General features: G+C 59.7%; 18 protein-coding genes and 2 pseudogenes. 19 read left to right on the top strand and 1 reads right to left on the bottom strand.

What is annotated here, in order from left to right; translation table 11 throughout:
- The first annotated feature begins 217 nt into the window (after window positions 1–217).
- From rnr to AACY36_RS20105, 18 genes and pseudogenes are all read left to right on the top strand, one after another.
- The gene (rnr, locus tag AACY36_RS20185; protein WP_339415663.1) at window positions 218–2,854 is read left to right on the top strand and encodes a ribonuclease R; all 2,637 of its coding nucleotides are present in this window, start codon (window positions 218–220) and stop codon (window positions 2,852–2,854) included.
- A complete protein-coding gene (gene rlmB / locus AACY36_RS20180; protein ID WP_339415664.1) occupies window positions 2,851–3,612 on the top strand; it encodes a 23S rRNA (guanosine(2251)-2'-O)-methyltransferase RlmB in 762 nt (253 codons plus the stop codon). The genes rnr and rlmB overlap by 4 nt, the downstream gene beginning before the upstream one ends.
- A gap of 246 nt (window positions 3,613–3,858) precedes the next feature.
- Window positions 3,859–4,281, top strand: a complete 423-nt coding sequence (gene rpsF, locus AACY36_RS20175) for a 30S ribosomal protein S6 (RefSeq protein WP_003236224.1) — start codon at window positions 3,859–3,861, stop codon at window positions 4,279–4,281.
- A gap of 28 nt (window positions 4,282–4,309) precedes the next feature.
- Entirely contained in the window at window positions 4,310–4,540 is a 231-nt protein-coding gene (gene rpsR / locus AACY36_RS20170; RefSeq protein ID WP_002551829.1) for a 30S ribosomal protein S18, read from the top strand.
- A gap of 36 nt (window positions 4,541–4,576) precedes the next feature.
- The gene (locus tag AACY36_RS20165) at window positions 4,577–5,470 is read left to right on the top strand and encodes a hypothetical protein (protein ID WP_339415665.1); all 894 of its coding nucleotides are present in this window, start codon (window positions 4,577–4,579) and stop codon (window positions 5,468–5,470) included.
- Window positions 5,471–5,488: 18 nt separating this feature from the next.
- On the top strand, window positions 5,489–5,935 hold the full coding sequence (rplI, locus tag AACY36_RS20160; RefSeq protein WP_003171376.1) for a 50S ribosomal protein L9: 447 nt from the start codon (window positions 5,489–5,491) through the stop codon (window positions 5,933–5,935).
- 110 nt (window positions 5,936–6,045) lie between these two features.
- Complete coding sequence (gene dnaB / locus AACY36_RS20155; RefSeq protein ID WP_339415666.1) at window positions 6,046–7,440, top strand: replicative DNA helicase; 1,395 nt, start codon at window positions 6,046–6,048, stop codon at window positions 7,438–7,440.
- A gap of 97 nt (window positions 7,441–7,537) precedes the next feature.
- On the top strand, window positions 7,538–9,841 hold the full coding sequence (locus AACY36_RS20150; protein ID WP_339415667.1) for a YgiQ family radical SAM protein: 2,304 nt from the start codon (window positions 7,538–7,540) through the stop codon (window positions 9,839–9,841).
- Between the two features lie 219 nt (window positions 9,842–10,060).
- Window positions 10,061–10,978, top strand: coding sequence for an NAD synthetase (locus AACY36_RS20145; RefSeq protein WP_339415668.1), 918 nt, complete (start codon window positions 10,061–10,063; stop codon window positions 10,976–10,978).
- Window positions 10,978–11,421: a hypothetical protein gene (locus AACY36_RS20140; protein ID WP_339415669.1), complete on the top strand. Its 444-nt coding sequence runs from the start codon at window positions 10,978–10,980 to the stop codon at window positions 11,419–11,421. The genes AACY36_RS20145 and AACY36_RS20140 overlap by 1 nt, the downstream gene beginning before the upstream one ends.
- A gap of 81 nt (window positions 11,422–11,502) precedes the next feature.
- Window positions 11,503–11,607: pseudogene (locus AACY36_RS28370) on the top strand (hypothetical protein); the annotation flags it as partial.
- Window positions 11,608–11,843: 236 nt separating this feature from the next.
- Window positions 11,844–12,764 carry an NAD synthetase gene (locus tag AACY36_RS20135; protein ID WP_339427249.1) on the top strand — a complete coding sequence of 307 codons (921 nt, stop codon included), beginning with the start codon at window positions 11,844–11,846 and terminating at the stop codon, window positions 12,762–12,764.
- Window positions 12,761–13,207: a hypothetical protein gene (locus AACY36_RS20130; RefSeq protein WP_339427248.1), complete on the top strand. Its 447-nt coding sequence runs from the start codon at window positions 12,761–12,763 to the stop codon at window positions 13,205–13,207. The genes AACY36_RS20135 and AACY36_RS20130 overlap by 4 nt, the downstream gene beginning before the upstream one ends.
- Window positions 13,208–13,374: 167 nt before the next feature.
- Window positions 13,375–14,317, top strand: a pseudogene (locus tag AACY36_RS20125) (NAD synthetase).
- The gene (locus AACY36_RS20120; RefSeq protein ID WP_339497501.1) at window positions 14,292–14,741 is read left to right on the top strand and encodes a hypothetical protein; all 450 of its coding nucleotides are present in this window, start codon (window positions 14,292–14,294) and stop codon (window positions 14,739–14,741) included. Before AACY36_RS20125 ends, AACY36_RS20120 begins: the two are co-directional and overlap by 26 nt.
- Window positions 14,742–14,928: 187 nt before the next feature.
- A complete protein-coding gene (locus AACY36_RS20115) occupies window positions 14,929–18,219 on the top strand; it encodes a transglutaminase family protein (RefSeq protein ID WP_339497499.1) in 3,291 nt (1,096 codons plus the stop codon).
- Between the two features lie 162 nt (window positions 18,220–18,381).
- The gene (locus tag AACY36_RS20110) at window positions 18,382–20,868 is read left to right on the top strand and encodes a circularly permuted type 2 ATP-grasp protein (RefSeq protein WP_339455636.1); all 2,487 of its coding nucleotides are present in this window, start codon (window positions 18,382–18,384) and stop codon (window positions 20,866–20,868) included.
- On the top strand, window positions 20,868–21,758 hold the full coding sequence (locus AACY36_RS20105) for a transglutaminase family protein (protein ID WP_049710283.1): 891 nt from the start codon (window positions 20,868–20,870) through the stop codon (window positions 21,756–21,758). The genes AACY36_RS20110 and AACY36_RS20105 overlap by 1 nt, the downstream gene beginning before the upstream one ends.
- Before the next feature lie 55 nt (window positions 21,759–21,813).
- On the opposite strand, the gene AACY36_RS20100 is transcribed toward AACY36_RS20105, so the two are convergent.
- Window positions 21,814–21,996: a hypothetical protein gene (locus AACY36_RS20100; RefSeq protein WP_339415674.1), complete on the bottom strand. Its 183-nt coding sequence runs from the start codon at window positions 21,994–21,996 to the stop codon at window positions 21,814–21,816.
- Window positions 21,997–22,328: 332 nt separating this feature from the next.
- Between AACY36_RS20100 and azu the strand changes: the two genes are divergently transcribed.
- Window positions 22,329–22,775, top strand: coding sequence for an azurin (azu, locus tag AACY36_RS20095; protein ID WP_010213586.1), 447 nt, complete (start codon window positions 22,329–22,331; stop codon window positions 22,773–22,775).
- Window positions 22,776–22,975: the final 200 nt, after the last annotated feature.

Raw genomic sequence — 22,975 nt, 5'->3', positions numbered from 1 at the left:
ACAACGTTGCCGTCGTCGATGGCGCGCACTATACGGAGTGGTATTTGTACTGTAAACCCCCGCTATCAAAAAAAACTGGAAAATATCACCGCCGGGCGTGCAAGCTGCATTTCGGAAGCTGTAAAGTGCTTTTAACGGCTTGTTCGTGCCTGAAATTTCCCGTTTCAATACGCGTATGCCAAACTAACCCGTATATAGACAAGGTGAAAACTCTCTAATGGCCGATTGGCAGTCCCTCGATCCCGAGGCCGCTCGTGAAGCGGAAAAATATGAAAACCCTATTCCTAGCCGTGAACTGATCCTGGCGCATCTCGCCGATCGGGGTTCGCCTGCTAGCCGTGAGCAACTGGTTGAAGAATTCGGTCTGACCACCGAAGACCAGCTCGAAGCCCTGCGCCGCCGTTTGCGTGCCATGGAGCGCGACGCTCAACTGATCTACACCCGCCGTGGCACCTACGCGCCTGTGGATAAGCTCGACCTGATCCTGGGCCGCATTGCCGGCCATCGTGACGGCTTCGGCTTCCTGATCCCGGACGACGGCAGTGACGACCTGTTCATGAGCCCGGCGCAAATGCGCCTGGTGTTCGACGGCGACCGTGCCTTGGCCCGCGTTTCCGGCCTGGACCGTCGTGGTCGTCGTGAAGGTGTGATCGTTGAAGTGGTGTCCCGCGCCCACGAGTCCATTGTCGGTCGTTACTTCGAAGAAGGCGGTATCGGCTTTGTTGTGCCGGATAACCCGAAGGTCCAGCAAGAAGTGCTGATTACCCCGGGCCGCAATGGCGCTGCCAAGGTTGGTCAGTTCGTCGAGGTGAAAATCACCCACTGGCCAACCCCGCGCTTCCAGCCACAGGGCGATATCGTTGAAGTGGTCGGCAACTACATGGCGCCGGGCATGGAAATCGACGTTGCGCTGCGCACCTACGATATTCCTCACGTCTGGCCTGACGCTGTGCTGAAAGAAGCCGCCAAGCTCAAGCCGGTAGTTGAAGAAAAAGACAAAGAAAAACGCATCGACCTGCGTCATCTGCCGTTTGTCACCATCGACGGCGAAGATGCCCGCGACTTCGACGATGCGGTTTACTGCGAAGCCAAGCCTGGCAAGCTGCGCCTGTTCTCGGGTGGCTGGAAGCTGTTTGTAGCCATTGCCGACGTGTCCAGCTACGTGAAAATCGGTTCGGCCTTGGACAACGAAGCCCAGGTGCGCGGCAACTCGGTGTACTTCCCTGAGCGCGTGATCCCGATGCTGCCTGAGCAGCTGTCCAACGGTCTGTGCTCCCTGAACCCGAAAGTCGACCGTTTGGCTATGGTGTGCGAGATGACCATCTCGAAAACCGGCGAAATGACCGACTACCAGTTCTATGAAGCGGTGATCCACTCCCAGGCGCGCCTGACCTACAACAAGGTCAGCACTATCCTGGAAACGCCGAAAACCAGCGAAGCCAAGGCCCTTCGTACCGAGTACGCAGGCGTGGTTCCGCACCTCAAGCAGCTCTATGCGCTGTACAAGGTGTTGCTGGGTGCCCGTCACGTACGTGGCGCGATCGATTTTGAAACGCAGGAAACCCGAATTGTCTTCGGTTCCGAGCGCAAGATCGCCGCGATCACCCCGACCACGCGTAACGATGCTCACAAACTGATCGAGGAATGCATGCTGGCGGCCAACGTGGCCACTGCTGAATTCCTGAAAAAGCACGAAATTCCTGCGCTCTACCGGGTGCACGACGGTCCGCCGCCGGAGCGTCTGGAGAAGTTGCGTGCATTCCTCGGTGAGCTGGGCCTGTCCCTGCACAAAGGCAAAGATGGCCCATCGCCGAAGGATTACCAGGCGTTGCTCGCGAGCATCAAGGACCGTCCGGATTACCACGTGATCCAGACCGTGATGCTGCGTTCCCTGAGTCAAGCGGTGTACAGCGCTGATAACCAAGGCCACTTCGGCCTGAATTACGAAGCCTATACCCACTTCACCTCGCCAATTCGACGTTACCCGGACCTGCTCACGCACCGTGCGATCCGTAGCGTGATCCATTCCAAGCAAAACACCCCGCACGTCAAACGTGCCGGTGCGATGACCATTCCGAAGGCGCGGATCTATCCGTACGACGAAGCGGCGCTGGAACAGTTGGGCGAGCAATGCTCCATGAGCGAGCGCCGTGCCGACGAAGCCACTCGCGACGTAGTGAACTGGCTCAAGTGCGAGTTCATGAAGGATCGCGTGGGTGAGTCGTTCCCGGGTGTGATCACTGCGGTGACTGGCTTTGGTCTGTTCGTTGAACTGACCGATATCTACGTCGAGGGTCTGGTGCATGTCACCGCCTTGCCGGGTGACTACTACCACTTTGACCCTGTGCATCACCGCCTCGCGGGCGAGCGCACCGGTCGTAGCTTCCGTTTGGGTGACACGGTTGAAGTGCAGGTCATGCGCGTCGACCTTGACGAGCGCAAGATCGACTTCGGTATGCCTGAGAAGCCTGCCGAGGCGCCGGGCAGCCGTAAAAAACGTGGCAGCGAACCTACTGCGCCAGCCGGCAAAGGCAGGGGCACTTCCGCGAAAGCGGCAGCCGCCGAGCCTGCGCCAGCCAAGGCGGGTCGTCGCTCGTCTACCAAGGAAAAGGCTCCTGAGGCCTACCGCCCAAGCGACGCAGCGGCGAAAAACGCCGAATTGCGCAAAAGCCGCGAGTTGAAGCAGCAGTTGCTCAACGAAGCCAAAAGCGGTGGTAAAGCGGTGTCTGGGGGAAAGTCTCGCGGGGACGAAAACCCGTCGAGCAAACCAAGTAAGCACCGTAAAGGCCCGCCCAAAGCGGGTTCGACCCCCGCGAAAAGCGGTGGGTCGCGCAAACCTAAGGCCAAGTCATGAGTCTGGAAAAAATCTACGGCGTGCATGCCGTAGAAGCACTGCTGCGTCACCACCCTAAGCGCGTCAAGCAAGTGTGGCTGGCAGAAGGTCGCAGCGAGCCACGCGTGCAATCGCTGGTCGAGTTGGCCACCCAAAACAAGGTGGCTATCGGTCAGGCTGAGCGTCGTGAAATGGACGTGTGGGTTGAGGGCGTTCACCAAGGCGTGGTTGCAGACGTCAGTCCGAGCCAGGTCTGGGGCGAAGCCATGCTCGACGAGCTGCTTGACCGTACCGAAGGTGCCCCGCTGTTGCTGGTGCTGGACGGCGTGACCGACCCGCATAACCTCGGCGCTTGCCTGCGTTCGGCGGATGCTGCCGGCGCGCTGGCAGTGATTGTGCCTAAAGACAAGTCGGCCACCCTGACGCCAGTCGTGCGTAAAGTGGCCTGCGGCGCGGCGGAAGTGATTCCGCTGGTGGCTGTGACCAACCTGGCGCGCACCCTGGAGAAACTCCAGCAGCGTGGCCTGTGGATCGTGGGTACGGCAGGCGAGGCTGAGGTCAGCATTTATGACCAGGACCTCACCGGCCCGACCATTTTGATCATGGGTGCCGAGGGTAAGGGCATGCGTCGCCTGACCCGTGAGCACTGCGATTACCTGGTGCATTTGCCGATGGCGGGTAGTGTCAGCAGTCTGAACGTGTCGGTTGCTACCGGCGTGTGCCTGTTTGAAGCCCAGCGCCAGCGTGGCGCCAAGGCCAAAACCAAGCCTAAGAAATAACCAAGTCTGGCGCAGGTCGAAAATGTGGGAGCGAGCAAGCCCGCCCCCACATCTGTTTTAGGGTGTTTGGAGGATTGTTCAAATAATCACCAATCACCTTGCGCCGTTCCTCCCCCTTCTCTACAATTGCGCCCCTTGCCTTCCTGGCGGGCACCGATGTGCCTCCCTTTGGCAAGATCCATAAGTGTCATTCACTCCTTGTCTGACCGTTTTTGAGCGGCAGGCTACAACCCGTAAGGAGCATTCATGCGTCATTACGAAATCATCTTTTTGGTCCACCCGGATCAAAGCGAGCAAGTCGGCGGCATGGTAGAGCGTTACACCAAGCTGATCGAAGAAGACGGCGGCAAAATCCACCGTCTGGAAGATTGGGGCCGTCGTCAACTGGCCTATGCAATCAACAATGTTCACAAGGCTCACTACGTGATGCTGAACGTTGAATGCACTGGCAAGGCCCTGGCCGAGCTGGAAGACAACTTCCGCTACAACGATGCAGTGATCCGTAACCTGGTCATCCGTCGCGAAGAAGCCGTTACCGGCCAATCCGAGATGCTCAAGGCTGAAGAAAACCGCAGTGAGCGCCGTGAGCGTCGCGACCGTCCTGAGCACGAAGGCGCTGATAGCGCTGATAGTGATGACAGCGACAACAGCGATAACGCTGACGAGTAATCCACGGACCTTTTAAGGAGCCTATCAAATGGCACGTTTCTTCCGTCGTCGTAAATTCTGCCGCTTCACCGCTGAAGACGTGAAAGAGATCGATTACAAAGATCTCAACACTCTGAAAGCCTACGTATCCGAGACCGGCAAAATCGTTCCAAGCCGTATCACCGGTACCAAAGCACGTTATCAGCGTCAGCTGGCCACCGCTATCAAGCGCGCCCGCTTCCTGGCCCTGCTGGCCTACACCGACAGCCACGGCCGCTGAGACCGGGCAGTCGACAAGTAGTAAGGGATTGAATGCATGCGCGCCTTAGCTGAGTTCATCATGCGCGGTCGTGTGCAGGCCACTCTGGTAGTGGCTGGATGTGCAGCATTGCCGTTGTTGTATTGGTTGGGTGCTGCCGCTGGATGCCTTGTGCTCCTGCGGCGCGGTTTGCAGGGCGCCGTTGGCGTCCTGGCCCTGGGAGTGTTGGCCGCCTTGATCTGGTGGCTGCAACTGGGCGAACCCAAGGTGCTTCTGGTGCTGCTGGGTTCGTCGAGCCTTGCGTTGGTGTTGCGCGCAAGTGAGTCCTGGGTCCGCACGCTGCTGGTCAGTGTGGCATTGGGGTTGGTGTTTTCGGTGTTGATTGACGCGGCTTTCCGCCCGCAAATCGAGGCGCTGTCGCAAGAGATCGTCAAGATCCTGCCGATGGCCCTCGGGGAACTCTACCAGCAGCTGTCGGTAGATGAGCGAGCGCGACTGGCAACACTGATTACGCCGGCCCTGATCGGCCTGATGGCGGTAATGATGCAGGTCGTCAGCTTGTTGAGCCTGATGCTTGGGCGATATTGGCAGGCGTTGTTGTACAACCCGGGTGGTTTTGGTCGCGAGTTTCGCAGTATCAGAATTCCCGTGGGCCCAGCGATGTTGCTGCTTGCACTCATGGTTATCGGACCGAACCTCGGTTCGCAGATGGCCTTGATGGTGCTGTTTTGCAGCGTACCGCTGATGTTCGCCGGACTGGCCCTGATTCACGGGCTGGTCGCGCAGAAGCGCCTGGCCAAGTTTTGGCTAGTGGGGTTGTACGTAACGATGTTGCTGTTCATGCAGCTGATCTATCCGTTACTCGTGGTTCTGGCCATTGTCGACGGCCTGATTGATTTTCGCGGTCGTCTGGCGCCGAAAGACGCCGATAACGCGAACGGTGAAGGTTAAAAGTTAGAGGATTTTCACATGCAACTGATCCTTCTGGAAAAAGTCGCCAACCTGGGCAACCTGGGCGACAAAGTGAACGTTAAGGCCGGCTACGGTCGTAACTACCTGCTGCCATACGGCAAAGCCACCGCTGCAACCGCTGCCAACCTGGCTGCGTTTGAAGAGCGTCGTGCTGAGCTGGAAAAAGCAGCAGCAGACAAAAAAGCTTCGGCCGAAACTCGCGCTGCCCAACTGGCTGAGCTGGAAGTGACTATCACTGCCACCGCCGGTGACGAAGGCAAGCTGTTCGGTTCGATCGGCACCCACGACATCGCTGATGCACTGACCGCCTCCGGCGTTGAAGTGCAGAAGAGCGAAGTTCGTCTGCCGAACGGCACCATCCGCAACGTAGGCGAATTCGACGTAGCCGTGCACCTGCACGCCGAAGTTGAAGCCACCGTACGCGTTGTCGTGGTAGCAGCTTAAGCAAGACCCAACTGGCTGGCACCTTGCGTGACAGCCGGTTAACATCGGGCACGATCCTGTTTACAGGTCGTGCCTTTTGTTTTTTTACACACCCCTAATTCCAAGTGGCCATGAACGATATTTCAGCTCCCGAGCAATACGATCTGCAAACCGCTGCCCTGAAGGTGCCGCCGCACTCCATCGAGGCCGAACAGGCCGTGCTCGGTGGTTTGATGCTGGACAACAACGCCTGGGAGCGCGTGCTGGATCAAGTCTCGGACGGTGACTTCTATCGCCATGACCACCGCTTGATCTTCCGCGCCATCGCCAAGCTGGCCGATCAGAACTCCCCCATCGACGTCGTGACCCTTGCCGAGCAGTTGGACAAGGAAGGTCAGACCTCACAGGTGGGCGGTCTCGGCTACCTGGGTGAGCTCGCAAAAAACACCCCGTCGGTCGCCAACATCAAGGCCTATGCGCAGATCGTCCGCGCGCGGGCAACGTTGCGTCAATTGATCGGCATTGCCACTGAAATCGCCGACAGTGCCTTCAACCCGGAAGGGCGTACAGCCGAGGAAATCCTCGACGAAGCCGAGCGACAGATCTTCCAGATCGCCGAAGCGCGGCCGAAAACGGGCGGCCCGGTCAGCGTCAACGACCTGTTGACCAAAGCCATCGACCGTATCGATACCCTGTTTAACACCGACAACGCGATCACCGGCCTGTCCACTGGCTACACCGACCTCGATGGCATGACCAGCGGCCTGCAACCGTCTGACTTGATCATCGTTGCGGGTCGTCCGTCGATGGGTAAAACCACGTTCGCGATGAATCTGGTGGAAAACGCCGTTCTGCGCAGTGAAAAGGCGGTGCTGGTTTACTCCCTGGAGATGCCAGGTGAATCGCTGATCATGCGGATGCTTTCATCCCTGGGCCGCATCGACCAGACCAAAGTACGTGCCGGTCGCCTGGAAGACGATGACTGGCCGCGCCTGACCTCGGCGGTCAATCTGCTCAACGACCGCAAGCTGTTCATCGATGACACCGCCGGTATCAGCCCGTCGGAAATGCGCGCGCGCACCCGACGCCTGGTGCGTGAGCATGGCGACATTGCCCTGATCATGATCGACTACCTGCAGTTGATGCAGATCCCCGGCTCCAGCGGTGACAGCCGAACCAACGAGATTTCCGAGATTTCTCGCTCGTTGAAAGCCCTGGCCAAGGAATTCAACTGCCCAGTGGTGGCGCTGTCCCAGCTCAACCGTTCCCTGGAACAACGGCCCAACAAGCGCCCGATCAACTCCGACTTGCGGGAATCCGGAGCGATCGAGCAGGATGCTGACGTGATCATGTTCGTGTACCGCGACGAGGTGTATCACCCGGAAACCGAGCACAAGGGCATCGCCGAGATCATCATCGGCAAGCAGCGTAACGGCCCGATCGGCACCACGCGCCTGGCGTTTATCGGTAAATACACCCGGTTCGAAAACCTTGCGCCAGGCAGTTACAACTTCGAAGACGAGTAAATGAACGCCTCCAATTCCGACTGCAAAGGTCGGAATTGGTCAAATTTTGTGCTATATTCCGCGCCCGCGATTTTTCATCTCAACACCGGTCACCGTCATGCAAACAGCCAAGCCGTTATTTGACTATCCCAAGTACTGGGCCGAATGTTTCGGTCCTGCGCCATTCCTGCCAATGAGCAGGGAGGAGATGGATCAGCTTGGCTGGGATTCCTGCGACATCATCATCGTCACCGGTGATGCCTACGTTGATCATCCGTCGTTCGGCATGGCGATCATTGGCCGGCTGCTGGAGTCTCAGGGCTTCCGCGTCGGGATCATTGCGCAGCCGAACTGGCAGTCCAAAGACGACTTCATGAAGCTCGGCGAGCCGAATCTGTTCTTTGGCGTCGCGGCCGGCAACATGGACTCGATGATCAACCGTTACACCGCCGACAAGAAAATCCGCTCCGACGACGCCTACACCCCCGGCGGCATGGCCGGCAAACGCCCGGACCGCGCCAGCCTGGTGTACAGCCAGCGTTGCAAGGAAGCCTACAAGAACGTGCCGATCGTGCTCGGTGGCATCGAAGCCTCCCTGCGCCGCATCGCTCACTACGACTACTGGCAGGACCGCGTTCGTAACTCGATCCTGATCGACGCCGCCGCAGACATCCTGTTGTACGGCAACGCCGAGCGGGCCATCGTCGAAGTTGCCCAGCGCCTGTCGTGGGGCCACAAGATCGAAGACATCACCGACGTGCGTGGCACTGCGTTCATTCGCCGTGACACCCCGGCTGGCTGGTACGAAGTGGACTCCACGCGTATCGACCGTCCGGGCAAGATCGACAAAATCATCAACCCGTACGTGAACACCCAGGACACCCAGGCTTGCGCCATTGAGCAGGAAAAAGGTCCGGTTGATGATCCGGACGAAGCCAAGGTTGTGCAGATCCTGGCCAGCCCGCGCATGACCCGCGACAAAACCGTGATCCGCCTGCCGTCGGTGGAAAAAGTCCGTGGCGACGCAGTGCTCTACGCTCACGCCAACCGCGTGTTGCACCTGGAAACCAACCCAGGCAACGCCCGCGCTCTGGTGCAAAAACATGGTGAAGTGGATGTGTGGTTCAACCCGCCGCCCATTCCCATGACCACCGAAGAAATGGACTACGTGTTCGGCATGCCTTACGCACGTGTCCCGCACCCGGTGTACGGCAAGGAAAAGATTCCGGCCTACGACATGATCCGCTTCTCGGTGAACATCATGCGTGGCTGCTTTGGCGGCTGTACCTTCTGCTCGATCACCGAGCACGAAGGCCGCATCATCCAGAACCGTTCCGAAGAGTCGATCATTCGCGAGATCGAAGAGATCCGCGACAAGGTCCCGGGCTTTACCGGGGTGATCTCCGACCTCGGCGGCCCGACCGCGAACATGTACCGCATCGCCTGCAAGAGCCCGGAAATCGAATCCGCGTGCCGCAAGCCGTCGTGCGTATTCCCTGGTATTTGCCCGAACCTGAACACCGACCACTCGTCGTTGATCCAGCTGTACCGCAGCGCCCGTGCGTTGCCGGGTGTGAAGAAGATTCTGATCGCCTCCGGCCTGCGCTACGACCTCGCCGTCGAGTCGCCGGAGTACGTCAAGGAGTTGGTCACCCACCACGTCGGTGGCTACCTCAAGATCGCCCCGGAACACACCGAGGAAGGTCCGCTCAACCAGATGATGAAGCCGGGCATTGGCAGCTATGACAAGTTCAAGCGCATGTTCGAGAAGTACACCAAGGAAGCGGGCAAGGAGCAGTACCTGATCCCGTACTTCATCGCCGCCCACCCCGGCACCACCGATGAAGACATGATGAACCTGGCCCTGTGGCTCAAGGGCAACGGCTTCCGCGCCGATCAGGTGCAGGCGTTTTACCCGTCGCCGATGGCCACCGCCACCGCGATGTACCACTCGGGCAAGAACCCGCTGCGCAAGGTCACCTACAAGAGCGACGCGGTGACCATCGTCAAGAGCGAAGATCAGCGCCGTCTGCACAAGGCGTTCCTGCGCTACCACGACCCGAAAGGCTGGCCGATGCTACGTGAAGCGCTGACCCGCATGGGCCGTGCCGACCTGATCGGGCCGGGCAAGGAGCAACTGATCCCGCTGCATCAGCCGAGCACCGACAGCTACCAGAGCGCGCGTCGCAAGAACTCGACGCCGGCCGGCAGCCACAAGGTTGCGAAGGAAACCACCACCAAAATCCTCACCCAGCACACCGGCTTGCCACCGCGCGGCAGCGACGGCAGCAACCCGTGGGATAAACGTGAGCAAGCCAAGGCTGCGGCCATGGCGCGTAATAAGCAGGCGGCCAAAGAACGCACCGATGCGGCGAAGGGCAAAGGCAAGAAGCCTGCGCGCAAGCCGGTCGTGCCGCGTTGATCGCAGCCTGAATATGCAAAACGCCAGCCTCGTGCTGGCGTTTTGCTTTCTAGCGGGTGGGTAAGCTGTTTGTTAAGGTGGCGCGCATTAGATTGCTATCGCAGGCAAGCCACCTCCCACAGTGGACTGCCTTCCAATGTTGAAACCCGGTCAACTGTGTGCGGGCTTGCTCGCGAAGGCGTCAGTTCAGACACCACCTATTTCAAGGAAGATCACCCCATGGGTAACCCCCTGCTCGACATCGGCATGGACTTCAACCGCTCGCAATTCATGGCCCGCCAGCGCATTGAAAGCCAGATCAACCTGCCACGGCTGTTTGCGGCCATCGACGCTGACCCCGGCATCGTCGGCGCAGGTGTCGTGTATATCGACGCCGACTTCAATGTCGTGACGCTGCGCGAATTCAAGCCCATCTGCAGCATCAAGCCCAAGCGCATCATTCTTCGTGAAGCGCAGAAGTACATAGCCCCCGCACAGTTTGCCGATCAGGTGACCAACAATCCGCGTGAGTCTCGACTCGTGGGGGAGGCCGTCAATACGACCTTGTCTTGTGCCGGTGCGATTCTGGGCTGGATTGTGGTGTTCAGCGGCACTGTCGCCGTACCGTTCACGGGTGGCGCGAGCCTGGTAGTGGCGGGCCTCGGCGCCACCGCTGCGGCGGCCAGTACCGCGCAGTGCGTGGTCGGAGGCATGAGAACGTTCAACGAACTCAACGACCCGACCGCCAACGACGATATGGACAACGAGGAATGGTATCGCTATGCAATGCCGGTATTGGACGCGGCTTCGCTATTGGGCGTCGGCGCCTCTACCCTGACAACTGTTCGACTGTTGCAGGCTCGAAAAGCAACGACGGGTAGAAGCTGGTACGAGTTGTCCAAGGGCTTGACCCGGCAGCAACGTAAGGCGCTCACCAACGAGTTGCTAAGCCTGAAAGACCCACGCCTGAGCAATAAGCTGTTGAAGTTGCGCCAGCGCTCCGGTGAGTTGGTGAAGCGCTATTCGGCGACGCAGATCAATCACGCTACCGTTACGCAGATCAGGGATTCCCTCGGTGCCGCCATTGGTTTCACCGGGAGTGCCTTGTCCGGCAACATTCGAACCATTGCAGTAGGGTTATACGAGGAGCTTGAGTGATGGTGCGCCAAGTCTCGTTAAAAGCTTTTTTGGCTGAGTACTTCCCTGCGTTTATTTGCGCATTTTTCCTTGCCTGTTTTTCCCTATCCGCTGCCATTTCATTGGCATCGAGTACCTTTTTTCGCGGTGAACCAGAGCGAGCGCGTTATTCCTTTGTGGCGGCGGTTGTCTTGGGGCTGCTCTTGGCGTTCAGCCACTTCGTCATGATCAGGGGGAGAACCTGGGGCGTTTGGGCCATCGTCGCCTTCTACGTGGTGTGCTTTTTGATCGTATTACCAACCTATGGCTATCGGCCGCATATGGCTGCCTATGTCATAGGGTTACTGTTCCCAATGCTTGGACTGTTGTTGCTGAACAGTAAACGCCATCGGGAAATGCGCCGTCAGCTACTGGAGATCCGCCACCTGCGCGAAGCCATGATCGCCAAGCACAAAGCCCGCTGACGGGGTAGATTCACCACCTAGACTCATACGCACGCCACACATCAGCGCATGCACCGTCGCACTGACGACGGCGCCGTTTAGAACTCGACGCCAGCCGGCAGCCACAAGGTCGCCAAGGAAACCACCACCCAGATCCTCACTCAGCACACCGGCCTGCCGCCACGTGGCAGCGACGGCAGCAACCCGGTCGTGCCGCGTTGATCGCGGCCTGAACATGCAAAACGCCAGCCTCGTGCTGGCGTTTTGCTTTCTAGCGGGTGGGTAGGCTGTTTGTTAAGGTGGCGCGCATTAGATTGCTATCGCAGGCAAGCCCGCTCCCGCAATGGACCGCATTCCAATGTTGAAACCCGGTCAACTGTGGGAGCGGGCTTGCTCGCGAAGGCGTCAGTTCAGACACCACCTATTTCAAGGAAGATCACCCCTTGGGCAACCCCCTGCTCAGCATCGGCATGGACTCCAACCGCTCGCAATTCATGGCGCGCCAGCGCATCGACAGCCAGATCAACCTGCCGCGCCTGTTTGCGGCCATCGACGCCGACCCAGGTATCGTTCGCGCAGGCGTCGTATACATCGACGCCGACTTCAACGTCATTACCCTGCGCGAATTCAAGCCCATCTGCAGCATCAAGCCCAAGCGCATCATTTTGCGTGAAGCGCGGAAGTACATTGCGCCAACGCAGTTTGCTCAACATGTCGTGAGCAATCCTCGAGAATCGAGACTGATTGGCGAAGCCGTGAATACCGGACTTTCCTGCTTGGGGGCGGTCATCAGTTGGGCTGCGATCGCCAGTGGAACCATTCTGGTGCCTTTCAGCGCTGGCGCCAGTTCCGTCATCGTTGTAGTGGGGTATGCGGCTGCCGGCGCGAGTACGCTTCAGTGCTTTAACGGCATTGCCCGAACAGCGCTGGAAGTCGCCAAACCTGAGGTCAAGGATTCGCTCGACAGTGAAGGCTGGTACCAGAATGCGTCCATCGTGCTGGACGCCGTATCACTGGCAGGCGTGGGCGCTTCGGCCCTGACGACGGTCAAGCTTGTCAGGGCCGCCAAAGCATCGACGGGCAAGAGCCTGCGTGATGTGCTTCGCGGTTTGAATCGCCAGGAAAGAGCCAAGCTGACGAAAGAGCTGCTGAGCATCAACCATCCCAGCTTGACCGCGAAGATGATCAAATTGAGGCAGGCGTCGGGCGAACTCACCAAGCGTTTCACCCCTACGCAGCTCAAGCACAGCACCACTAACCAGAACAAAGACGTCCTGGGCGCAAGCGTTGGGTTTGGCGGGAGTGCCTACTCCGGAAACGTCAACACCATCGCGATTGGACTCTACGAGGAGGTAAGCGAATGAGCGAATTGATGACGCTACGCGACTTTTTCAGGCAATACTTTCTGACGTTTATGGGCGGCGTATTTGCTGCGTGTTTTTCTTTGGCGTTGGCTGTGGCGCTGGCGTTCATCACCTATTTTCGTGATGCGCCCATTGCTCAAGTGGGGCTCAAGATCATGTCTGCCGGGGCGCTGCTCATTCTGTTGACGGTCCATAGCAACTTTATGATTTTGCGGGGCCGACCCTCCTGGGTGTGGGTAATGGTCGGTATCTACATCGCCTGTCTACTGTTTGTAGTTCCGATGGTTCAATTCCAGCCTCACAAAGTCCTTTATGGGTTGGCGCTGTTATTCCCATTGCTCGGATTATTGACACTTAACAGCAAGGTTCAACGAGAGATGCGCACGAAACTCGTGGGAATCCGTCGCATTCGGCAGGCGGTCCGATCAAGTAGTCGCATGTGAAGGAGTCGCCTTCGACAAATGGTTTCCTCGCCCGCTGTTTTCCCGTTCATAGGGACGATCAGATGGCGATCTTTTCCGATTCTCGCTTGGACTATGATGTGGTCGCCATCGCTGGCTTGCCTGCGATGGGCCCGTTTGATCACCCTAACTTTCAAGGAAGAACACACATGGGCAACCCCCTGGCCGGCATCGGCATGGACTCCAATCGCTACCAATTCATGGCGCGCCAGCGCATTGAAAGCCAGATCAACCTCCCGCGCCTGTTCGCGGCCATCGACGCCGATCCAGATATCGTTGGGCAGGCGTCGTGTATATCGATGCCGATTTCAACGTGATCACCCTGCGCGAATTCAAGCCCATCTGCAGCATTGCCCCCCAAGCGCATTATTTTGCGTGAGGCAAAGAAATACATCGCCCCGGCACAGTTTGCGCAACAGGTCCAGGACAACCCCCGCGAATCGCGCCTGGTGGGGGGAGGCGATCAACACCTCTTTATCCTGTGCGGGCGCGATCATCGGTTGGATCGTCGTGCTCAGCGGCACCGTCGCTGTGCCTTTCACGGCGGGCGCCAGCAGTGTGATTACGGCCATCGGTTATACCGCTGCTACGGCTAGCACGCTCCAGTGTTTTGCCAGTGGCTATCGCGTCAGCAATGAGATCAGTGACCCCTCCAAAAATGACAAACTTGATAGCTCGCAGTGGTACCAGTACACGATGATCGCGCTGGATGCGGCGTCGTTGATCGGGGTCGGTGCATCGACGTTGACCACAATAAAACTGGTGCGGTTGAACCAGGCGACCACCGGCAAAAGTGTGCGGGACGTGTTGCGAGGATTAACCCGGCAAGAGGGCGCCAAGCTTACGAAAGAGCTGCTCAGCATCCAGGACCCGCGCATGAGCGCCAAACTACTCAAGTTGAAGCAACTGTCCCGCGAGGCGACCAAGCGTTTCACGCCCGTCCAGGTCAAGCATGCGACGGTGACCCAGATACAGGATGCATTGGGCGCTGCCATCGGTTTTACCGGCAGCGCAATTTCGGGCACTGTGCGCACCATTGCCGTTGGTCTGTATGAGGAAATGAGCGATGAAGGAGCTACCGGGCATTCGTAGTTTTCTAACGCAGTATTTTCCGGTCTTCATGGGCGCGATTTTCGCGGCGGTGTTCAGCCTTGTGTTTGCGGTACCGCTGATTTTCGATAGTTATTTCCCACGCTTGCCGATGGACGACAACCTCAAGTATTCCTTCCTGGGCGGCCTCGCGCTGACGTGGGGCATCGTGCACTGCAATTTCATGATCGTACGCGGGCGACCGCAGTGGGTATGGCCGCTGGTGTCGCTGCTCGCACTTTGTGTGGTGGCGGTACTGCCCACTATCGCCTTTGGTCCGAATCCGCTGTCCTATGGATTAAGCCTGCTCTTCCCTCTGCTGGGGCTACTGCTACTCAACAGCAAACGCCACCGCGAAATGCGCCAGAAGCTGGTCGAAGTCCGCCGCCTTCGCCAGTCCATAATTGCCCAACACAAACACCGATGACTGGGTAGATTCACCACCCATCCTCATGCATGCGCCACAAATATGTGCGTCACTTGCACCACGGCACCCCCACTGGCGCCGTTTTGGTGCTGTACTGCACCGGGTCCCACGATAAAGCGCAATGACGGCCGCTCTGGCATAAGTCTTGCGCGCTTTGTTTCCATGCCCTGGCTCGCAGGAGGCCGCCGTGTCGATTCATGTCGCGTTGCACCACGTTACGCATTACCGCTACGACCGCGCGGTCGAACTCGGCCCGCAGATTGTGCGTTTGCGCCCGGCGGCCCATAGCCGCACGCGGATTTTGTCCTACGCGCTGAAAGTGCTGCCCGAGCAGCATTTCATCAACTGGCAGCAAGACCCCCAGGGCAATTACTTGGCGCGGTTGGTGTTTCCGGAAAAGACCGATGAACTGCGCATCGAAGTCGACCTGGTCGCCGAGATAGCGGTGTTCAACCCGTTCGACTTTTTCCTTGAGCCTTACGCCGAAAAAATCCCTTTCAGCTACGCCGCCGATGAGCAGCGCGAGCTGGCGCCGTACCTGGAAACGCTGCCGCTGACGCCGAAGTTTGCCGCCTACCTGGCCGGCATCGACCGCACACCGTTGCCTGCCGTGGATTTTCTGGTCGGCCTCAACCAGCGTCTGGCGGCCGATATCGGCTACCTGATACGCATGGAACCAGGCGTGCAAACGCCGGAATTCACCCTGGAAAACGCCTCCGGCTCCTGTCGCGATTCAGCGTGGCTGCTGGTGCAGTTGCTGCGCAACCTCGGCTTGGCAGCGCGGTTTGTGTCCGGCTATTTGATCCAGCTGACCGCCGACGTCAAAGCCCTCGATGGCCCGTCCGGTACTGAGGTGGACTTCACCGACCTGCATGCCTGGTGCGAAGTGTATTTGCCCGGCGCCGGTTGGATCGGCCTGGATGCCACCTCCGGGTTGTTTGCTGGTGAAGGTCACATACCGTTGGCCTGTAGTCCCGATCCCTCTTCAGCGGCACCGATCAGTGGTCTGGTGGAACCATGCGAGTGCGAATTCACCCACGAAATGTCCGTAGAGCGGATTTGGGAAGCCCCGCGCGTTACCAAGCCCTACACTGAAGAACAATGGCTGGCGATCCAGGCGCTTGGCCGGCAGATCGACGGCGACCTGCTCAAAGACGATGTACGCCTGACCATGGGCGGCGAGCCGACCTTCGTCTCGATCGACGACCCCGACGGCGCTGAGTGGAACACCGCCGCGCTCGGGCCGGACAAGCGTCGCCTGTCCGCCGAGTTGTTTCAGCGTATGCGCAAACACTACGCGCCCAAGGGGCTGGTGCACTTCGGGCAGGGTAAGTGGTACCCCGGCGAACAACTGCCGCGCTGGTCACTCAACTGCTACTGGCGCCGTGACGGCGTGCCGATCTGGCACAACAGCGCGTTGATTGCCGATGAACAAGAAGATTACGGCGCGGACGGCGTCATGGCCGGGCGCTTCCTGGCCAGTGTCGCCGAGCGCCTGAAGCTGCCGGCGCGCTTTGTGTTCCCGGCCTTCGAAGACAATTTCTATTACCTGTGGCGCGAAGGCGCGCTGCCGCAAAACGTCACCGCCCAAGACCCGCGCCTGAGCGACGACCTGGAGCGCGAACGCCTGCGCAAAGTGTTCAGTCAGGGCCTGGATAAAGTCATCGGCCAAGTGCTGCCGCTGGCGCGTACGGCAGCTAATGATCGCTGGCAGAGTGGTCGTTGGTACCTGCGCGATAACCATTGCCGCCTGGTGCCCGGGGATTCGCCGCTGGGCTATCGCCTGCCGTTGGCCTCGCAGCCTTGGGTCACGGCGGCGGAATATCCGTTTGTGCATCCAACCGACCCCAACCAGGATCAGCCGACGCTGCCGACCACCACTCAGCTGCAAAGCCACGGCGAACCCGCTCCCAGCGATGAGCGCGTGCCGAAGGTCGACGAGTCTGCCGATTGGCTGACCCGAACCGCCCTGTGCGCGGAGGCTAGGGACGGGCGCCTTTATCTGTTCATGCCGCCGCTGGAGCGCGCCGAGGACTACTTGGAACTGGTGGCCGCCATCGAGGCGACCGCCGAAGAGCTGCATTGCCCGGTATTGCTGGAAGGCTACGAGCCGCCGGCTGATACACGCTTGAGCAACTTCCGCGTCACGCCGGACCCAGGTGTGATTGAGGTTAATGTGCAGCCGTCCGCCACGTGGGATGAGCTGGTAGAGCGCACCGAATTTCTCTACGAGGAAGCGCGGCAAACCCGCCTCACCACCGAGAAATTCATGATCGACGGGCGCCACACCGGCACCGGCGGCGGTAACCACTTTGTGCTCGGTGGCGCGACGCCCAAGGACTCACCCTTCCTGCGCCGGCCCGACCTGCTGCGCAGTCTGATCAGCTACTGGCATAACCATCCCTCCTTGTCCTACCTGTTTTCCGGGCTGTTTATCGGCCCGACCTCCCAGGCGCCACGGGTGGACGAGGCGCGCAACGACGCGCTGTACGAACTGGAAATCGCCTTCGCGCAAATGCCGGAGCCCGGCGAAGAGTGCCCACCATGGTTGGTGGACCGCCTGCTGCGCAACCTGCTGATCGATGTGACGGGCAACACCCACCGCGCCGAATTTTGCATCGATAAACTCTACTCGCTGGATGGCGCCACCGGCCGCCTGGGCCTGCTGGAATTGCGTGCATTTGAGATGCCGCCCCATGCGCGCATGAGCCTGACCCAACAACTGCTGCTGCGCGCTTTGGTCGCGCGTTTCTGGCGTGAACCCTATGCGCCGCCGAAACTGGCGCGCTGGGGCACCGAGCTGCACGACCGTTTCCTGTTGCCGCACTTCATCGAGCAAGACTTTGCCGACGTGATCGTCGAACTTAACGCCGCCGGTTACCCGCTGCGCGCCGAATGGTTTGCGGCGCATCTGGGGTTCCGTTTTCCCAAAGTCGGCGACTATGCCGTCAGCGGTATCGAACTGGAGCTGCGCCAGGCCCTGGAACCCTGGCATGTGCTGGGCGAGGAGGGCGCCGTGGGCGGCACGGTGCGTTATGTCGATTCGTCCCTTGAGCGCCTTCAGGTGAAATTGACCGGGCTGCCGCCGCAGCGCTACCTGCTCACCTGCAACGGCATTCCGGTGCCCTTGCAACCCACCGGGCGAGTCGGCGAGTTTGTGGCGGGCGTGCGTTACCGTGCCTGGCAACCGGCCAACTGCCTGCAACCGACCATCGCGGTGCATGCGCCGTTGGTGTTCGATTTGCTGGATACCTGGATGCAACGCTCGCTGGGTGGCTGCCAGTACCATGTCGCCCATCCGGGCGGGCGCAATTACGACAGCTTGCCGGTGAATGCCAATGAAGCGGAGAGCCGGCGCATGGCGAGGTTTTTCCGGTTGGGGCATAGCCCTGGGAAGCTTCCGGTGCCGGCAGTCGTCATTAACGATGAGTTGCCGATGACCTTGGACTTACGGCGTTTCCCCAATAAAAATGACTAAACGCCGGTCCTGATGTGGGAGCGGGCTTGCTCGCGAATGCGGTAGATCAGCCGATACAGGTATTGACTGACCCACCGCATTCGTGAGCAAACCCGCTCCCGCGAGGGGATTTGCAGTGTTTGTTGAGTTAATCTGAGCCCCCTTGCCTCTGCCGAGCGTTCCATGTCCGATTTGCTCGACCGTTACCCGCTGACCGCGGGCACCTATCATGAACTGCTGGACGACAGCGGCGCGGTGCGTGCCCATTGGCAGCGCCTGCTCGACCACCTGAAACGCAGCACACCCGCGCAACTGGCCCAACGCCAGGCGCTGCTGACCCGGCAGATCCAGGAAAACGGCGTGACCTACAACGTCTACGCCGACCCCAAGGGCGCCGACCGCCCATGGGAACTTGACCTGTTGCCCCACGTGCTCGCAGCCGATGAGTGGCAGCACCTGTCGGCCGGTATTGCCCAGCGTGCACGGCTGCTCAATGCCGTGCTGGCCGATCTCTATGGCCCGCAGCGCCTGATCAAGGAAGGCTTGCTGCCGGCCGAACTGGTGTTTGGGCACAACAACTTCCTGTGGCCGTGCCAGGGCATCCAGCCGCCGGACGGTGCTTTCCTGCACCTGTACGCCGTGGACCTGGCGCGCACCCCGGATGGCCGCTGGTGGGTCACCGCCGACCGCACACAGGCGCCGTCGGGTGCTGGTTACGCGCTGGAGAACCGCACCATCGTGTCCCGCGCGTTCCCGGAGCTGTACCGTGATCTGCAGGTGCAGCACCTCACGGGGTTCTTCCGTACGCTCCAGGAAACATTGGTCCGACAGGCGCCCGGGAATGATCAACAGCCACTGATCGTTCTGCTCACGCCGGGCCGATTCAACGAAAGTTACTTTGAACACCTCTACCTCGCCCGCCAACTCGGCTACCCGCTGGTGGAAGGCGGCGACCTCACCGTGCGTGACAGCACGGTGTTCCTGAAAACCCTCAGCGGCCTGCGCCGGGTGCACGCAATCATGCGTCGTCTCGACGACGACTTTTGCGACCCACTGGAGCTGCGCACCGATTCAGCCCTCGGCGTCCCCGGCCTGCTCGATGCGGTGCGCCAAGGCAATGTGTTGGTGGCCAATGCCTTGGGCAGCGGTGTGCTGGAGTCGCCCGGTTTGCTCGGCTTCCTGCCGAAGATCAACGAATTTCTGTTCGGTGAAACACTGATCCTGCCGTCCATTGCCACGTGGTGGTGCGGTGAAGCGCCGGTGCTGGCCGAGGCTCTGGAAAAGTTGCCGGAGCTGCTGATAAAGCCGGCTTTCCCGTCGCAAAGTTTCGCGCCGGTGTTCGGCCGTGACCTGAGCGACGAAGAGCGCCAAGCCCTGGCCGAACGCATGCGCGCGCGGCCTTACGCCTACGTCGCCCAGGAACTGGCGCAATTGTCCCAGGCACCGGTGTGGCACACCGTGGATGACCACCTGCAACATCGCGCCATCGGCATGCGTGTTTATGCCGTGGCCAGCGCCGACGGTTATCGTGTGCTTCCCGGCGGGCTGACCCGCGTGGCCGCCGAGGCCGATGCCGAAGTGGTGTCGATGCAACGCGGAGGCGCCAGCAAAGACACCTGGGTGCTCGGCGAACGCGCAGCCGGTAGCGAACACTGGCGTGCGCAACGCGCCATTGGTGCCCATGACTTAGTGCGCCGCGATCCGTATCTGCCGTCGCGGGTAGTGGAAAACCTGTTCTGGTTTGGTCGTTACTGCGAGCGCTGTGATGACAGCGCTCGCTGGTTGCGCGTTGTGCTGGCGCGGTATGTCGATGGCGATGACGCGCTGGCCTTGCAGGCGGCCGTCGAGTTGGGCGAAAACCTGCGCCTTCTGCCAGAAGAGGGCGAATTGCCGGAGCGCCTGCTCGCGGCCTTGCTCGGTGATGACTGGCCCTCGAGCCTGCGCGCCAACCTGCAACGTTTGCAGTGGGCGGCGTCCCAGGTGCGCGGCAAGCTATCCCGGGAAAACTGGCAGGCCCTGGTGGAACTGCAGCGCGAAGCCCTGGAACTGGAAAGCGAGACGCCGGACTTTGGCGAATTGCTGGATTTCCTCAACCGCCTGGTGATGTCCCTGGCGGCGCTGTCCGGGTTTGCCCTGGACGACATGACACGCGATGAAGGCTGGCGCTTTTTGATGATGGGCCGGCGCATCGAGCGCCTGCAATTTCTTAGCAGCAGCCTTGCCGCCTTCCTGCGGGGTGTGGCGGTGTTCGATCAGGCCGGGCTGGAGTGGTTGTTGGAGCTGGGCAACAGCAGCATCACCTATCGCTCGCGCTACCTGGCGGTGCCGCAGTTGATCCCTGTGCTCGACCTGTTGCTGCTGGACGAGCAGAACCCGCATGCGGTGTTGTTCCAGCTCAAACTGGTGAGCCGTACCCTGCGGCGTCTCAACGACGATTTCGGCGTACCCCGGGAAACCGGTCTCGCGCCGTTGGTGGAGCGCCTGTCGCGTTTCGACCTGGGCTGCCTGGAGAACCCGCTGTTTGGCGAATCCAGCGTGCGTGCCGCGTTGGACGGCCTGGCCGACCTGCTGCAAGCGGTGGCCGATGAAAGTGGGCAAGTGTCGGATCGCCTGGCCTTGCGCCACTTTGCCCATGTGGATGATGTCAGCCAACAAACGGTGTCGGTGTGATGAGTGCGCGCTACCAGATTTTTCACGATACCCATTACCACTACGACAGCCCGGTGTCCCTGGCCCAGCAGTTGGCGCACCTGTGGCCACGGCCGTGCGCCTGGCAGCGTTGCAGCTCGCAGCAGCTGGAGATCAGCCCGGAACCAACGTCGCGCCGTGATGAGCTGGATGTGTTCGGCAACCCGATCACCCGTCTTGCGTTCGAACGTCCCCATGACGAATTGCTGGTGAATGCCGGGCTGACCGTGGAAGTGCTGGCGCGACCGGTGCTGGATTTCCAACAATCGCCGGCCTGGGACCAGACCCGCGACAGCCTGACCTACAGCAGCCATCCCATGTCACCTGAGCTGATCGAAGCGTGCCGCTACCGCTTCGAATCGCCCTACGTGCACTTGAAGCAGACCTTCGTCGAGTTCTCCGAAAGCTGTTTCCCGCCTGGCCAGCCTTTACTGCTGGGCGTGCAGGCGCTGATGGAAAAGATCTTCAGCGAATTCACCTTCGATGCCGAAGCCACCCAGGTCGCGACGCCGTTGGTGGAAGTGCTGGAGCGCCGGCGCGGTGTGTGCCAGGACTTTGCTCACCTGATGTTGGCGTGCCTGCGCTCACGGGGCCTGGCGGCGCGCTATATCAGCGGCTACCTGCTTACTCAGCCACCACCCGGCCAGCCACGGCTGATCGGCGCCGATGCATCCCACGCGTGGGTCTCGGTGTATTGCCCGGTATCAGGTTGGGTGGATTTTGATCCGACAAACAATGTGCAGCCGGCTCTGGAGCACATCACCCTGGCCTGGGGCCGGGATTTTTCCGATGTGTCGCCGTTGCGAGGGGTGATTCTGGGGGGAGGGAGTCATGACCCGGAGGTTCGGGTGACGGTGATGCCGCTGGAGTAGAGGTGGATTGTGCCGAGCCGGTCGCGCCGATCGGGCCGGCTCAGCACAAAGGAAATTATTCAGCCGGATCTTTCGGTGTTTCCGTTTCGTCTACTGCCACTTCACCTTCCGCATCCGGGCTCAGTGCGCCCGCTTCTTCGTCAGCAGCGGCTTTCTTGCGTTGCAGTTTTTCCTCTTTCTTCTGTTCCTTGGCCAAGTCTCTCTGACGTTTGGCGAAGGAGTAATTAGGTTTGGCCATGGGCGATCCTCTAGGGTCGAAGGTGAGGGTGGGCGGCGGGCAGCTGCCTTGGGTCGCTATGGTAGCAGCTTAGCAGCGCGCTTGTGCCTCACTTACCGCAGGCGTAGGCAGCCAGCAGGCCGTTGAACAGTTGGTTGAGGTGCATGGCGTAGGCTCCAGGGGGGAATGAGCCGATCATAAGCAGGTGCCGGTACTTTGGCTGGTAGATTGTGTTGATAGGTCTGATAGCCTAAAGTTGTATACAATCTTTTGATTCAGATCATAAGCATTTCGGCCTGCTTCAGGCACCCTAGTCGCAATACGCGTTTTTAAACCCTGCCTTGGAGATTCACATGTTTGCCAAACTCGTTGCTGTTTCCCTGCTCACTCTGGCGAGCGGCCAGTTGCTTGCTGCAGAGTGCAAGGTCACCGTCGACTCCACTGACCAAATGTCCTTCAACACCAAAGCCATCGAAATCGACAAGAGCTGCAAGACCTTCACCGTCGAGCTGACTCACTCCGGCAACCTGCCGAAAAACGTCATGGGCCACAACTGGGTGCTGACCAGCGCCGCCAACATGCAGCCAGTCGCCACTGACGGCATGGCCGCCGGCATCGACAAAGACTACCTCAAGCCAGGCGATGACCGCATCATCGCCCACACCAAGATCATCGGTGCTGGCGAGAAAGACTCGGTAACCTTCGACGTGTCGAAGCTGGCCGCCGGTACTGATTACGCGTTCTTCTGCTCGTTCCCAGGCCACATCTCGATGATGAAAGGTACTGTGACCGTTAAGTAAGCCGACTCCGGTCGAAAAAAAGCGCCCCGAAGGGCGCTTTTTTGTGGGCGGTCAGTTGAACCGAGTCATCGTTCATCGCAGGCAAGCCAGCTCTTATCAAACAAAAAATAACTCATTGTTTTTGCTCTTAAAATTTAAGCCGCTTTAACCAGCTGCAATCCAAGTTTGCGTGCCTTGCGTTCCAAGGCGCGCATCTGCCG

Origin of the sequence: Pseudomonas sp. EA_15y_Pfl1_P101, from assembly GCF_963970835.1 — a bacterium.
In the GTDB taxonomy this organism is placed as follows: domain Bacteria; phylum Pseudomonadota; class Gammaproteobacteria; order Pseudomonadales; family Pseudomonadaceae; genus Aquipseudomonas; species Aquipseudomonas tritici.
This window is presented reverse-complemented; position numbering and strand designations above follow the sequence as displayed.